The sequence below is a fragment of the Ramlibacter pallidus genome, from assembly GCF_015070875.1.
GTDB lineage: Bacteria > Pseudomonadota > Gammaproteobacteria > Burkholderiales > Burkholderiaceae_C > Ramlibacter > Ramlibacter pallidus.
On the sequence record NZ_JADDIV010000003.1, the window covers coordinates 740,309 to 754,333 of the forward strand.

11 protein-coding genes are annotated in these 14,025 nt (G+C 68.5%); 3 read left to right on the forward strand and 8 right to left on the reverse strand.

The features are described 5' to 3' along the window. Positions 1-24: 24 nt before the first annotated feature. The 7 genes from IM787_RS12770 to IM787_RS12800 all read right to left on the reverse strand — a co-directional run bounded on the left by IM787_RS12770 (position 25) and on the right by IM787_RS12800 (position 10,233). Positions 25-666 (reverse strand): hypothetical protein, encoded by a 642-nt coding sequence (locus IM787_RS12770; protein WP_193677014.1) that lies wholly within the window; start codon positions 664-666, stop codon positions 25-27. After that, complete coding sequence (gene zapE, locus IM787_RS12775; RefSeq protein WP_193677015.1) at positions 663-1,763, reverse strand: cell division protein ZapE; 1,101 nt, start codon at positions 1,761-1,763, stop codon at positions 663-665. Before zapE ends, IM787_RS12770 begins: the two co-directional genes overlap by 4 nt. 13 nt (positions 1,764-1,776) lie before the next feature. After that, positions 1,777-3,204 carry a dihydrolipoyl dehydrogenase gene (gene lpdA / locus IM787_RS12780; RefSeq protein WP_193677016.1) on the reverse strand — a complete coding sequence of 476 codons (1,428 nt, stop codon included), beginning with the start codon at positions 3,202-3,204 and terminating at the stop codon, positions 1,777-1,779. 61 nt (positions 3,205-3,265) lie between these two features. Next, positions 3,266-4,534, reverse strand: coding sequence for a 2-oxoglutarate dehydrogenase complex dihydrolipoyllysine-residue succinyltransferase (odhB, locus tag IM787_RS12785; RefSeq protein WP_193677017.1), 1,269 nt, complete (start codon positions 4,532-4,534; stop codon positions 3,266-3,268). A gap of 103 nt (positions 4,535-4,637) precedes the next feature. Then, positions 4,638-7,508: a 2-oxoglutarate dehydrogenase E1 component gene (locus IM787_RS12790; RefSeq protein WP_193677018.1), complete on the reverse strand. Its 2,871-nt coding sequence runs from the start codon at positions 7,506-7,508 to the stop codon at positions 4,638-4,640. A 162-nt stretch (positions 7,509-7,670) separates the two neighbouring features. Beyond that, positions 7,671-9,563: a propionate--CoA ligase gene (locus IM787_RS12795; RefSeq protein WP_193677019.1), complete on the reverse strand. Its 1,893-nt coding sequence runs from the start codon at positions 9,561-9,563 to the stop codon at positions 7,671-7,673. 64 nt (positions 9,564-9,627) lie between these two features. Next, a complete protein-coding gene (locus tag IM787_RS12800) occupies positions 9,628-10,233 on the reverse strand; it encodes an isochorismatase family protein (protein ID WP_193677020.1) in 606 nt (201 codons plus the stop codon). Positions 10,234-10,276: 43 nt separating this feature from the next. On the opposite strand from IM787_RS12800, the gene IM787_RS12805 reads away from it, so the two are divergent. Continuing rightward, entirely contained in the window at positions 10,277-11,422 is a 1,146-nt protein-coding gene (locus IM787_RS12805; RefSeq protein ID WP_193677021.1) for a hybrid sensor histidine kinase/response regulator, read from the forward strand. 22 nt (positions 11,423-11,444) lie between these two features. After that, entirely contained in the window at positions 11,445-12,095 is a 651-nt protein-coding gene (locus IM787_RS12810) for a response regulator transcription factor (RefSeq protein ID WP_193677022.1), read from the forward strand. Positions 12,096-12,099: 4 nt separating this feature from the next. Here IM787_RS12810 and IM787_RS12815 read toward each other — a convergent pair whose 3' ends face one another. Next, positions 12,100-13,239, reverse strand: coding sequence for a PQQ-dependent sugar dehydrogenase (locus IM787_RS12815; protein WP_227494362.1), 1,140 nt, complete (start codon positions 13,237-13,239; stop codon positions 12,100-12,102). 133 nt (positions 13,240-13,372) lie between these two features. On the opposite strand from IM787_RS12815, the gene IM787_RS12820 reads away from it, so the two are divergent. Then, a complete protein-coding gene (locus IM787_RS12820) occupies positions 13,373-13,972 on the forward strand; it encodes a C40 family peptidase (RefSeq protein WP_193677024.1) in 600 nt (199 codons plus the stop codon). Positions 13,973-14,025: the final 53 nt, after the last annotated feature.

The following is a 14,025-nucleotide window of genomic DNA, read 5'->3' on the forward strand; positions in this document are numbered from 1 at the left end:
GGGCGCCCTCGCCCGCCCGGCATTTCACTGCGGGACGGGCAGGGGCGCGGCGGGCTTTTCGCGCCGGGCCAGCTTCTCGCGCACTTCCTTCTTGTGTTCCTCGGCCTCGCGCACGCGCTGCTCGTAGGCCGCCCGGTTCCGGACCGCCTCATCGGCGCTGACGGTGGGCGCCTTGGGCGCTTGCGGCGCCCGCGCGGAGCCCTGCGGGCCGGACGGACCGCCCGCTTCCCTGGGCGCACGGGGATCCTTCGCGCGCTCCGCCTGGTCCCCGGCGCGCTTGCGCGCCTTCTCGGCGGCACGTTCCTCGCGTTCCTTCTGGTCCGCGAGGGCGCGCGCGCGCCGCTGCTCCGCCGCTTCCGGCGCTTCGGCGGAGTTCTTCTCCTCCAGGGCCTGCAGGCGCTCGGCCGCGCGGGCGCGCCGGTCCGCCTCGTTCAGCGCGCGTTCCTGGCGGCGCAGGTCGGCCAGCGCGGCATCGTGGGCACGCTTGGCCTTGTCGACGCAGTCGGTCACGGCGAACCGCGCGTTGCAGTCGCGCTTGGCGGCCGCGAAGCGTTCGTCCTCGGCGCGGCGCTCGGCTTCGATGCGCACGCGTTCGGCCTGGGCGTCCAGGGCCTGGGCGGAAGCGGCGGCGCACAAGGCAAGGGCGAAAGCGGCAAGGTGTTTCATGTCAGGCGGGTGTCGACGGTGCGGTGCTCCAGCCCCAGGAACTCCGTGGATTGCATCTCGTTCAGCCGCGAGACGGTCCGGGGGAATTCATGGGCCAGGGCGCCCTCCGTGTAAAGCTCTTCCGGCGGCACTTCCGCCGAGAGGATCAATTTGACACGCCGATCGTAAAGGACGTCCACCAGCCAGGTAAACCTGCGTGCCTCGGAGGCATTCCGTGCGGACATCCTCGGCACGTCGCTCAGCAGCACGGTGTGGAACTGCGTCGCGATCTCCAGGTAGTCGTTCTGGGACCGCGGCCCGCCGCAGAGCGTGCGGAAGTCGAACCACACGGCCCCGCCGGCCTTGCGGCGCGCCCGGATCTCCCGGTGCTCGATCTGCAACACCGGGTCCTCGTCGTGCGACTCGGCCAGGCGGGTGAACGCGTCGTTCATCTCGGCATCGGCCTGGGCCCCGAGCGGCGTGTGGTAGAGCTTCACCTGCTCCATCGTCCTCCGCCGGTAGTCGACGCCGTTGTCGATGTTGATGACTTCCAGCTTCTCGTTCAGCAGCGCGATGGCCGGCAGGATGCGGTCGCGGTGCAGGCCGTTCGGGTACAGGTCGTCCGGCCGGAAGTTGGAGGTGGTGACGAAGCCCACCCCGTTGTCGAACAGCGCGTCCAGCAGCCGGTGCAGGATCATCGCGTCGGTGATGTCGGCGACGTGGAACTCGTCGAAGCAGATGAGCCGGTAGCGCTTCGCCATGCGGGCGCCGAGCGCGTCGAGCGGGTTGACGGTGCCCTGCAGCTCGGCGAGCTCGCGGTGCACCTCGCGCATGAACTCGTGGAAGTGCAGGCGCGTCTTCTTCACCACCGGCACGGCCTGGAAGAAGCAGTCCATGAGGAAGCTCTTGCCGCGCCCGACGCCGCCGTACATGTAGACGCCGCGCGGGATGTCGGGCCGGTGGATCAGCTTCTTGAAGACGTTGGAGCGCTGCTCCTTGTACTGCGTCCACTCGCTGGCGCAGCGCTCCAGGGCGTCGATCCCGCGCAGCTGCGCGGGATCGCTCCGGTAGCCCCTCGCCTGCAGTTCGGCTTCGTAGACGGAGCGGACGGAAGGCACCGGGGCTTCGGGCTCAGAAGTTCAGCGTGCGCTTGTCGACGGCCAGGGCGGCTTCCTTGGTCGCTTCGGACAGCGACGGGTGCGCATGGCAGATGCGGGCGATGTCCTCGCTGGACGCCTTGAACTCCATCGCGACCACCGCTTCGGAGATCAGCTCGCTGGCCATGGGGCCGACGATGTGCACGCCCAGGATCTCGTCCGTCTTCGCATCCGCCAGGAACTTCACCATGCCGGTCGTGTCGCCCAGCGCGCGGGCGCGGCCGTTGGCCATGAACGGGAAGGTGCCGGCCTTGTACTGCACGCCGTCGGCCTTGAGCTGCTGCTCCGTGCGGCCGACCCACGCGATCTCGGGGCTGGTGTAGATGACCCACGGGATGGTGTTGAAGTTGACGTGCCCGTGCTGGCCGGCGATGCGCTCGGCGACGGCCACGCCCTCTTCCTCCGCCTTGTGCGCCAGCATGGGGCCGCGCACCACGTCGCCGATCGCCCAGACGTTCGGCAGGTTGGTCTTGCAGTCGCCGTCGACGACGATGGCGCCGCGCTCGTCCAGCTTCAGCCCGACGGCTTCCGGCTGCAGGCCGACGGTGTTCGGCACCCGGCCGATCGACACGACCAGGTGGTCGGCCTGGAGGTCCTGCGCTTCGCCCTTGGCATTGGTGTACGAGACCGACACGCCGGCGCCCGTGGTCTTGACCTGGCCGACCTTCACGCCCAGCTCGATCTTGAGGCCCTGCTTGGTGAACGCCTTGTGCGCTTCCTTCGCGATCTGCTCGTCCACCGCGCCCAGGAAGGTCGGCAGCGCTTCCAGCACCGTGACCTCGGCACCGACGCGGCGCCACACGGAACCCATCTCCAGGCCGATCACGCCCGACCCGATCAGCACCAGCTTCTTCGGCACGGCGGGGATGCGCAGCGCGCCGTCGTTCGACAGGACCTTCTCCTCGTCGAAGGGCACGCCGGGCAGCGCGCGCGGGTTGGAGCCCGTGGCAACGATGACGTGCTTGCCGGTGATCGTCTCTTGCGAGGCGCCCGACACCTGGATCTCGTAGCCCTCGGCGCCGGCCTTCGCGAACGAACCGCGGCCGTGGAAGAAGCTGACCTTGTTCTTCTTGAACAGGAACAGGATGCCGTCGTTGTTCTGCTTCACGACCTGGTCCTTGCGGGCCAGCATCTTCTGGATGTCGATCGACAGGCCGTCGATCCGGATGCCGTGGTCGCCGAAATGCTTGGCGGCTTCCTCGTAGTTCTCGGACGACTGCAGCAGCGCCTTGGACGGGATGCAGCCCACATTGGTGCAGGTGCCGCCCGGCGCAGGCTTGCCGTCCTTGTTCTTCCACTCGTCGATGCAGGCGGTGTTGAAGCCCAGCTGCGCCGCGCGGATGGCGGCGATGTAGCCGCCGGGGCCGCCGCCGATGACGACCACGTCGAAATTCTTGGCCATTTTCTTCCCAGTCAGTCGGGGACCGAGCACCGCTTCGCTCGTGGTCCGTCCCCGAAATTCATCAAATGTCGAACAACAGGCGCGCCGGGTCTTCCAGCGCTTCCTTCATCGCGACCAGGCCCAGCACGGCTTCGCGGCCGTCGATAATGCGGTGGTCGTACGACATGGCGAGGTAGTTCATCGGGCGGATGACGATCTGGCCGTTCTCCACCACCGCGCGGTCCTTGGTCGCGTGCACGCCGAGGATGGCCGACTGCGGCGGGTTGATGATGGGCGTGGACAGCATGGAGCCGAACACGCCGCCGTTGGAGATCGAGAACGTGCCGCCGCTCATCTCCTCGATGCCCAGCTTGCCGTCACGCGCCTTCTGGCCGTACTCGGCGATCTTCTTCTCGATGTCGGCGAAGGACATCTGGTCCGCATTGCGCAGGATCGGCACCACCAGGCCGCGCGGCGAGCCCACCGCGATGCCGATGTCGAAATAGCCGTGGTAGACGATGTCGTTGCCGTCGACGGACGCGTTCAGCACCGGGTACTTCTTGAGCGCGTGCACGGCGGCCTTCACGAAGAAGGACATGAAGCCGATCTTGACGCCGTGCTCCTTCTCGAACTTCTCCTGGAAGCGCTTGCGCATCTCCATCACCGGCGCCATGTTCACCTCGTTGAAGGTGGTCAGGATCGCGTTGGTGGATTGCGACTGCAGCAGGCGTTCGGCGATGCGGGCCCGCAGGCGCGACATGGGCACGCGCTGCTCGGGGCGCTCGCCGAGGTCGGCGCCGGCGGACGGCGCGGAGACCTGCTGCAGCGCCGGGCGCGGAGCTGCGGCGGGCGCGGGAGCCGGAGCGGCCTTGGCGGCCGTCCCGGACGCCAGCGCGCCGATCACATCGCCCTTGGTCACGCGGCCGTCGCGGCCGGTGCCGGCGACGGAGCCGGCCGGCATGTTGTTGTCGGCCATCATCTTCTGGGCGGCCGGCATGGCCACGTCCGACTTCGAGCCGCCCGCGGGGGCTGCAGCCGGAGCGGAAGCCACGGCGCTGGGCGTCGCCTGCGCCGGCTTGGCGGCGGCGGGGGCGGCGGCGCCGGCCTTGCCTTCGCTGTCGATCTTCGCGATCACCTGGTCCGAGGTGACCGTGCCGCCGTCGGCGATCACGATCTCCGCCAGCACGCCCGCGCTGGGCGCCGGGACTTCCAGCACCACCTTGTCCGTCTCGATCTCGATCAGGATCTCGTCCTGGGCGACGGCCTCACCGGCCTTCTTCTTCCACTGCAGCAGGGTCGCTTCCGCGACCGATTCGGAGAGCTGCGGGACCTTCACGTCAACGATAGCCATTTGTTCTTCCTGTTCTGTTTTTCAGCGCGTGCGGTGACCGGCCGTCAGGTCCGCGTCGACCGCGCGCAGATATTTCCGCGCGCGAAGCGCGGCGGAAATATCGCTACTTGGTGAGGACGAAGCCCTTCAGCTTCGCGAAGGCCGCATCCACCAGCGCCTTCTGCTGCTCGGCGTGCAGGTGCGAGTAACCCACCGCCGGAGAGGCCGATGCGGCGCGGCCGGCATAACCCAGCTTCTGCCCCTCGGCCATGTTCTCGTGGATGTTGTGCTGGATGAAGAACCACGCCCCCTGGTTCTGCGGCTCGTCCTGGCACCACACGATGTCGCTGACGTTGGGGTACTTCTTCAGCTCCGCCGCGAACGCCTTGTGCGGGAAGGGGTACAGCTGCTCGACGCGGATGATCGCCACGTCGTCGGCGCCCTTCTCCTCGCGCTTCTTGGCGAGGTCGTAGTAGACCTTGCCCGAGCACACGACCAGGCGCTTGACCTTGTCGGCCTTGAGTTCCTTCGTCTCCGGGATCACCGTCTGGAAGGTGCCCTTCGTGAACTCCGACAGCGGGGAGGTCGCGTCCTTGTTCCGCAGCAGCGACTTGGGCGTCATGATCACCAGCGGCTTGCGCAGGTTGCGGATCATCTGCCGGCGCAGCAGGTGGAAGATCTGGCTGGCGGTGGTCGGCTGGCACACCTGGATGTTGGTGTCGGCCGACAGCTGCATGAAGCGCTCCAGGCGCGCGGAGCTGTGCTCCGGGCCCTGGCCTTCGTAGCCGTGCGGCAGCATCAGCGTGATGCCGTTGACGCGGCCCCACTTGACCTCGCCGGAGGCGATGAACTGGTCGATCACGACCTGCGCGCCGTTGGCGAAGTCGCCGAACTGGGCTTCCCAGATCACCAGCGTGTTGGGGTCGTTGGAGGCGTACCCGTACTCGAAGCCCAGCACCGCCTCTTCCGACAGGATGGAGTCGATGCACACGAACGGCGCCTGGTTGTCGGCGACGTGCTCCAGCGGCAGGTAGGTGCCGATGTCCCAGCGCTCGCGGTTCTGGTCGTGCAGCACGGCGTGGCGGTGCACGAAGGTGCCGCGGCCGACGTCCTCGCCGGACAGGCGCACCGGGTAGCCGGAGGCGACCAGCGAGGCGTACGCCATGTGCTCGCCCATGCCCCAGTCGACGTTGACGTCGCCCCGGCCCATGGCGGCGCGGTCTTCCAGCACCTTCTTCACCAGCGGGTGCACCGTGAAGTTCTCGGGCACGGTGGTGATGCGCTCCGCCAGGCGCTTCCATTCGGCCAGCGGGATGGCGGTGTCGGCCGCGTCGGTCCACTTCTTGCCCAGGTACGGCGCCCAGTCGACGGCGTACTTGCTCTTGAAGTTGGACAGCACCGGGTCGACCGTGTGCTTGCCCTGGTCCATGGCGGCGCGGTAGGCCTTGACCATGTCGTCGCCCAGCGACTCGCCCAGGCCCTGCGCCGCCAGCTTGTCGGCGTAGAGCTTGCGCGTGCCGGGGTGCGCCGCGATCTTCTTGTACATCAGCGGCTGCGTGAGCGAGGGCGTGTCCTGCTCGTTGTGGCCCAGCTTGCGGAAGCACACGATGTCGACCACCACGTCCTTGCCGAACTCCATGCGGTATTCGATCGCCAGCTGCGTGGCCAGCACCACGGCCTCCGGATCGTCGCCGTTCACGTGCAGCACGGGGCACTCGATCATCTTGACGACGTCGGTGCAGTACAGCGTGGAACGCGCGTCGCGGGGGTCGGAGGTGGTGAAGCCGATCTGGTTGTTGATGACGATGTGCACCGTGCCGCCCGTGAAGTAGCCACGGGTCTCGGCCAGGGCCAGCGTCTCCATCACCACGCCCTGGCCGGCGATGGCGGCGTCGCCGTGCACCAGCACGGGCAGCACCTGCTTGCCCTGCGCATCGGCGCGGCGGTCCATGCGCGCGCGCACGGAGCCCTCGACCACCGGGTTCACGATCTCCAGGTGCGAGGGGTTGAAGGCCAGCGACAGGTGCACCGGGCCGCCGGGGGTGCTGACGTCGGAGCTGAAGCCCTGGTGGTACTTCACGTCGCCGGCCGGCAGTTCCTCGGGCGCGGAATGGTCGAACTCGGCGAACAGGTCCTTGGGCATCTTGCCCAGCGTGTTCACCAGCACGTTCAGGCGGCCGCGGTGGGCCATGCCGATCACGATCTCCTGCACGCCCTTGGCGCCGGCCTGCTGGATCAGTTCGTCCATGGAGGCGATGAAGCTCTCGCCGCCTTCCAGCGAGAAGCGCTTCTGGCCGACGTACTTGGTGTGCAGGAAGCGCTCGAGGCCTTCCGCCGCGGTCAGGCGGTCGAGGATGTGCTTCTTCTTCTCGGTGCTGAACTGCGGCTTGCTGCGGATCGATTCCAGCTTCTGCTGCCACCAGCGCTTGTGGCCCTGGTCGCTGATGTACATGTACTCGGCGCCCAGCGTGCCGCAATACGTCTCGCGCAGCGCGTTGAGCAGCTCGCGCAGGGACATGTTGTCCTTGCCGAAGAAGGTGTTGCTGGTGTTGAACACCGCTTCCTGGTCGGCGTCGCTGAAGCCGTAGAAGGACGGGTCCAGCTCGGGGATGTTCTCGCGCTCGGTGCGCTTAAGCGGGTCGAGGTCGGCCCAGCGGCAGCCGACGTTGCGGTACGCGGCGATCAGCTGCTGGGCGGCGGTGCGCTTGCGGGCCAGTTCCAGGTCGCCGCCGGCGGCGACGACGACGCGCGTGCCGCCCTGCTTCGCGCGCTGGGCGAAGGCATTGACGACGGGCAGGTGCGGGACGTCCTTGGCATTGGTGCCGTCGACGGCGGGGACGTTCTGGAGCGCGTCGAAGTATTCGCGCCAGTGGTCGGGGACGCTGCCGGGATTGGCGAGGTAGTTCTCGTACATCTCCTCGACATAGGGCGCGTTGCCGCCGAAGAGATAGGAATTGCCTCGATAGGCCGTGTAGACGGAGCTCTGGTCGCTCATCGTTCGCTACTTTCCGCTCCCCTGCAGGGAGCATTGAGCTGGTTAGGAAACCTTCCGCGACACGGCTGAACCGGTTGGCGGATGCGACTGTGGCTGGAAGGGGCCTTGGTTGCGAACGCGATTGTGCCACCTATCGGGAGGCACTGCCAACGCCGGGGCGGCTCAGCGTTGCACCAGGTCCCGGATCTGCTGCAAGGCGGCCGGGTCCTCGATGGTGGTGAGGTCGCCGGCGTCGCGGCCCTCGCACACCGCCTGGATGGCGCGGCGCAGCAGCTTGCCGCTGCGCGTCTTGGGCAGGAGCGTGACGAACCGCACGCGTGCGGGCCGCGCCACCGAGCCCAGCTGCTGGTCGACGAGCTTCATCACCTCGCCCTCCAGCTTCAGGCGCGCGGCATCGTCGGTGAGCGCCGAGGCATCCTTCGGCACCGCGAAGGCCATGGCCACCTGGCCCTTGAGCGGATCGGCCACGCCCACCACGGCGACCTCCGCGACGTTGGGATGGCTGGAGATGCTCTCCTCGATCTCGCGCGTGCCCAGGCGGTGCCCGGCGACGTTGATCACGTCGTCGGTCCGCCCGAGGATGTAGAAGTAGCCGTCGGCGTCCCGGATGCCCCAGTCGAAGGTGCTGTAGACCTGCCGGCCCGGGATGCTCGACCAGTACGTCTGGACGTAGCGGGCGTCGTCACGCCACACCGTCTGCATGAAGCCGGGAGGCGTCGGCCCTTCGATGACCACGACCCCCTTCTGCCCCGGTTCGGTGAGCTCTTCCCCGGTGCCCTCGTGCACCAGGCGCACGTCGTAGCCGTACATGGGCACGCCGGGGCTCCCGAACTTGCTGGCCTTCTTCTCGACGCCGTTGGCGATGGTCAGGATCGGCCAGCCGCTTTCGGTCTGCCAGTAATTGTCGATGATGGGAACGCCCAGCCCGTCGCTGATCCAGCGCGCCGTGGGCTCGTCCAGCGGCTCGCCGGCCAAGAACAGGGCCTTCAGGCTGGAAAGGTCGTGCTTCTTCAGGAAAGCGGGGTCCTGCTTCTTCAGCACGCGCACGGCGGTCGGCGCGCTGAACATGCCGGTGACCTTGTATTTCTCGACGAGGCTCCACCAGATGCCGGCATCGGGGCGGATCGGCAGGCCTTCGTACATGATGGTGGCCATGCCGGCGATCAGCGGGCCATAGACGATGTAGCTGTGGCCCACCACCCATCCGATGTCGCTGGTGGAGAAGAAGGTCCCGCCCGCTTCGCCCATGAAGATGTGCTTCATGCTGGCGGCGAGCGCCACCGCGTAGCCACCCACGTCGCGCTGCACGCCCTTGGGCTTGCCCGTGGTGCCGCTGGTGTAGATGGTGTAGCTGACGTCGGTGGCATCGAGCCAGGCGCAGGGCACCTGCGCCTGCGCGTGCCGATCGGCCAGGGTGGCCCAGTCGTGGTCGCGCCCGGCGACCTTCTCCATCGACGCGAGGCCGCGGTCCACCAGCAGCACGGCCTGCGGCTTGTGCGCGGAGAGCCGGATCGCCTCGTCCAGCAGGGGCTTGTACGCCAGCACCTTGCCGCCGCGCGAGCCCGCATCGGCGCTCACCACCGCCTTCGGGGTGAAGTCCTCGATGCGGGAGGCGAGCGACACCGAAGCGAAGCCGCCGAACACGACCGAATGGATCGCACCGAGCCGCGCGCAGGCCAGCATGGCGAACGTCGCCTCCGCGGTCATGGGCATGTAGACCAGCACGCGGTCGCCGCGGCCGACGCCGAGCGACTGCAGCACGGCGGCCATGCGCTGCACTTCGTGGTGCAGCTCACGGAAGGTGTAGGTGCGCTCCTGTTGCGTCTCCGTCGAAACGTAGATCAGGGCGGGCTGGTCGGCGCGCTCCGCCAGGTGCCGGTCGACGGCGTTGTGGCACAGGTTGGTCTGGCCCCCCGCGAACCAGCGGACGAAGGGCGGCTGGTCCGCGTCGCAGATCCGCGCCGGCGGCACGTGCCAGTCGACCAGCCTCGCCTGCTCCGCCCAGAAGGCGTCGCGGTCCTCGAGCGAGCGGCGGTGGAAATCTGCGTAGGCCATGCGGTCTCCTGTGGGTGCCGATTGTGGGCACCCGCCTTGCCGTCGGCTGACGCGGAGCCCGCGCCTATTTGACGATGCTCAAGATTTCGCGGAAACGGGGATGTCCCGCATCGCGCAGCCACTCGAACGCCACCATCTCGGTGGTCACCAGTTCCGCGCCGGCGCCGGCCAGCCGGTCGAAGGCGGCGTCGCGGCTGCGTTCGCTGCGCGAGCCGCAGGCGTCCGTCACCACCCAGACCTCCAGCTCCTCCTCCAGCAGGCCCAGCGCCGTCTGCAGCAGGCACACGTGCGCCTCGCACCCCGCGAGAACGATGCTTTCGCGACCGGGAGCCGGTGCGGGCGCGGCCTTCTGCAGGTGCTTCGGCAGGCTGCGGGCATTGCCGCCCTGGGCCCTGGGCGCCGGCTTGAGCCGGGGCAGCAGCAGCTCCGTGGCGTCGAAGGCCATCTTGGACACCACGCGGCCCGCCACCAGCGGCTGCAAGGCGTCCGCGGTCGGGCCGAGGCCCTCCGGGTTTTCCTCGGTGGCCCAAAGCGGCACCTGCAGGAGCTGCGCGATGCGCGCGAGCCGCACCGCGTTCGCCAGCACGAGGTCGCCTTCGTGGAGGGCGGGGAGCAGGCGCGCCTGGTAGTCGACCAGCACGAGTTGCGATTCTTCGGCGTCCAAAAGCATGGGTGTTCCTTTGCCGCGATTATTCCAGCAGCGTTTAGGGAACATGCCTAAGCGGAGCGCCGCCAACGCGACGGTACACTCGTTCGGCCACGCCATGTCCAGCCGCGCTTCCCCCGATACGAAACCCATCCGGCTGCTGTGCGTCGAGGACAATCCCGACGACGTGGAGCTGATGGGCATCGCGCTGGAGCGCGCCGACCCCGGCCGGCGCTACGAACTGCACCGGGTCGACAACGCCGCGAGCTTCGTCGCCGCGCTCGAAGCCGAATGGGACGTGATCCTGTGCGACTTCAACCTCCCCCGCTTCTCCCCGTACGCGGCCCTCCAGATCCTGGTGACGCGGCGCGCCAACGTGCCCCTGATCGTGCTGACCCGCGCCATCGGCGAGGAGGCCGCGGTGCACGTGCTGCGCTGCGGCGCCAAGGACTACCTGACCAAGGACAAGCTGGGCACCCTGCCCCAGATCATCGGCCGCGTGCTCGAGGAGCGCCGGCGCGCGCAGGAAAAGGAACGGCTCGACCTGGAACTGCAGGGCGCCTATGCGCGCCTGAAGGAGCTTTCCGCGCGCTTCGTGCTGGCGCAGGAGCGGGAGCGCTCGCACATCTCGCGCGAGCTGCACGACCAGCTCGGGCAGACGCTGACCGCGGTGGTGATCCACCTGCACGCAGCCGACCGCGCGCCGGACCGCGAGGCCGCGCGCAAGCACAGTGAAACGGCGGCCGAACTGGCGAACGGCGCCTTGCAGCAGCTCAAGACGCTGTCTTTCTCGCTGCGGCCGGCGCAGCTGGACCTGCTGGGCCTGGTGCCCGCGGTGCAGTCGGCCATGCAGCGCATCGCCGAGCCCGCGGGCCTGGCCTGCGAACTCACGGCGCGGGGAAGCGAGCCGGCCCGGCTGGAAGAGAATGCCGCCGTCACCGTGCGCCTGGTGCAGGAGGCGCTGACGAATACGGTGCGTCACGCCCAGGCTTCCCGGGTGCGCGTGCGCCTGCGCTTCCTGCCGCGCGGCCGGATCAGCGTGCTGGTGCTGGACGACGGCAAGGGTTTCGACAAGAAGGCGGTGCTCAACGGTCATCAAAGCGAACGGAACATCGGGCTGTACGGCATGATCGAGCGGACCGAGCTGGCGGGAGGGAGGCTCCACATCCGGACGCGGCGCGGCCGCGGCGTGGCGGTGCGGGCCGTGCTATGAACGAGGACACCAAGGGACATCCATGATCCCCAACCTGAACAAACCGATGCCCATCCAGGTCGTCCTGGCCGACGACCACGACCTGGTGCGCTCCGGCATCAAGGCCCTGCTCTCCACGGTGGAAGGCGTGCAGGTGATCGCCGAGGCCCGCAACGGCAGCGAACTGCTGGCGCTGCTCGAATCCGTGAAGCCGGACGTCGTGATGACCGACATCTCCATGCCGGGCATGGACGGCATCACCGCGATCGCGGAGATCCACACACGCTTCCCGGACGTGCGGGTGATCGTGCTTTCCATGTACGACACCGTCGACTTCGTGAAGCGCGCAGTGGCCAACGGCGCCTGCGGCTATCTGATGAAGGACGCCCCGCCCTTCGAGCTGGAACAGGCCCTGCGCAGCGTGATGGCCACCGGCAGCTACTTCAGCGCCGCGGTGGCGCAGCGCCTGCTGCAGCCGTCCGAGCCCACCGTCGACGACGAGCTCACCACCCGCCAGGTCGAGATCCTGACGCTCATCGCGCAGGGCAAGTCGGCCAAGGAGATCGCCTTCGAGCTCGGGCTGAGCCCGAAGACGGTGGACGTGCACCGGGCGCGCATCATGGAGCGGCTGCGCCTGAACGACATCGCCAGCCTCACGCGCTATGCGGTGCGCAAGGGGCTGGTGAAGGCCTGACCCTTCACTGCGGCACGACGCGCACCAGCTTGCCGTTGCCTTCGTCCGTCAGCAGGTAGAGCAGCCCGTCCGGCCCCTGCCGGACGTCACGCACCCGGCCGACGTCCTGCAGCAGCTTGTGCTCGCGCACGACCTTTCCGTTCGCGATCTCCAGCCGCGAGAGGTAGCGGAACTTGAGGGCGCCCACGAACAGGTTGCCGCGCCAGCCCGCGCCGTAGCGTTCGCTGGTGAGGAAGGCCATGCCGCTGGGCGCCATCGAGGGGGTCCACTGGTGCAGCGGCTGCTCCATGCCCGCCCGCTCGCTGATGCCTTCGCCGATCCTGCCGCCGCCGTAGTTCTCGCCGAAGGTGATCACCGGCCAGCCGTAGTTGCGGCCCGCCTGCGGCACGTTGATCTCGTCGCCGCCCTGGGGACCGTGTTCGTTCATCCAGAACACGCCGTCGGGCGACAGGGTGGCCCCCTGCGCGTTGCGATGGCCGTAGCTCCAGATCTCGGGCAAGGCGCCGGCGCGGTCCAGGAAGGGGTTGTCGCGTGCCGGCGTGCCGTCCTTCTGGATGTGGATCACCTTGCCGTGGTGGTTGTCCAGGGTCTGGGCGTCTTCCTTGCGCGAGTTGCGCTCGCCGGTGGTGAGGAACAGCGTCCCGTCACGCGCCTCCACGATGCGGCAGCCGAAGTGCATGCTGCTGGCCACCTTCGGCTTGCCGCTGAAGATCACGCGCACGTCCTCCAGCCGCGTGTCGTCGGCGGCGAGCCGGGCGCGCGCAAGCGCCGTGCTGTTGCCGCCGCTGCCCGGTTCGGAGAAGCAGAAGTACAGCGTGCGGTTGGAGGCGAAGGCGGAGTCCAGCACCAGGTCCAGCAGGCCCCCCTGCCCGCCGGCGGCCACGCGCGGCACGCCCTGCAAGGGCTCGCCCAGGCGCCCCTGCGCGTTAACGATGCGCATGCGTCCGGGCCGTTCGGTGACCAGGAAGCGGTTCCCCGGAAGGAAGGCCACGGCCCAGGGATGTTCCAGGCCGCTGGCGACGGTTTCCGGCCGAACGGTCTGCGCAGCGGCCCCGGCGGAGAACGAAGCTGCGAAAATCAGCGCCGCGCAGGACGCGGCGAGCGGGCCCCAGAGCCGGCCGGCCCTCCTGGATCGAATGAGCATGTTCATGGTGGCAAACATTGTTTCCCACCTCTCCGCCACGCGGGGGAAACGACGCAAATTCGATACAAATCAAGAACTTGGAATGAACTCTTCACTTGACGTCCGGGCCGGCCGGAAGCTAACCTCCGCGCCCATGAAGCAATGGTTGAGCTTGTGCGCCGTGCTGGTCGCGACCGGGGCGCAAGCCTTGCCGCCCGCTTCCGCCGAAGACGACGTCGGCCGCTTCATGGCCGAGAAGCGCCTGATCGACCGCATCGAGGAAGTCCGCGAAAAGGTGGGCGACCGCGTGAGCGAAGGCGCGAGCCGCGTCGCCCACAAGGCATCCGACCTGGTCGTCACGGCCATGGGCTTCCTGGGCGTGCCCTATCGCCGCGGCGGCAACTCGGTGGAGACCGGTTTCGACTGCAGCGGCTTCGTCAAGGCGATGTACGAGCAGACCCTGGGCCTCATGCTGCCGCGCCGCGCCAACGAGCAGGCCGCGGCCACGCAGAAGATCGACAAGCAGGAACTGCAGCCGGGCGACCTGGTGTTCTTCAACACGCTGCGCCGCACCTTCAGCCACGTCGGCATCTACATCGGCGACAACAAGTTCATCCACTCGCCCAAGCCGGGTGCACAGGTGCGCGTGGAGGACATGCGGGTGCCCTACTGGTCCTCGCGCTTCGACGGTGCGCGCCGGGTCACGCCCACGGCCGCCGCCAACGCCGCGCAGCCCGAAGCGGCCGCGCAATGAGCGCCGCGGCGCAAGCCGCTTCCCACCGAAACGAGACCCCGGCGAACTGGCCC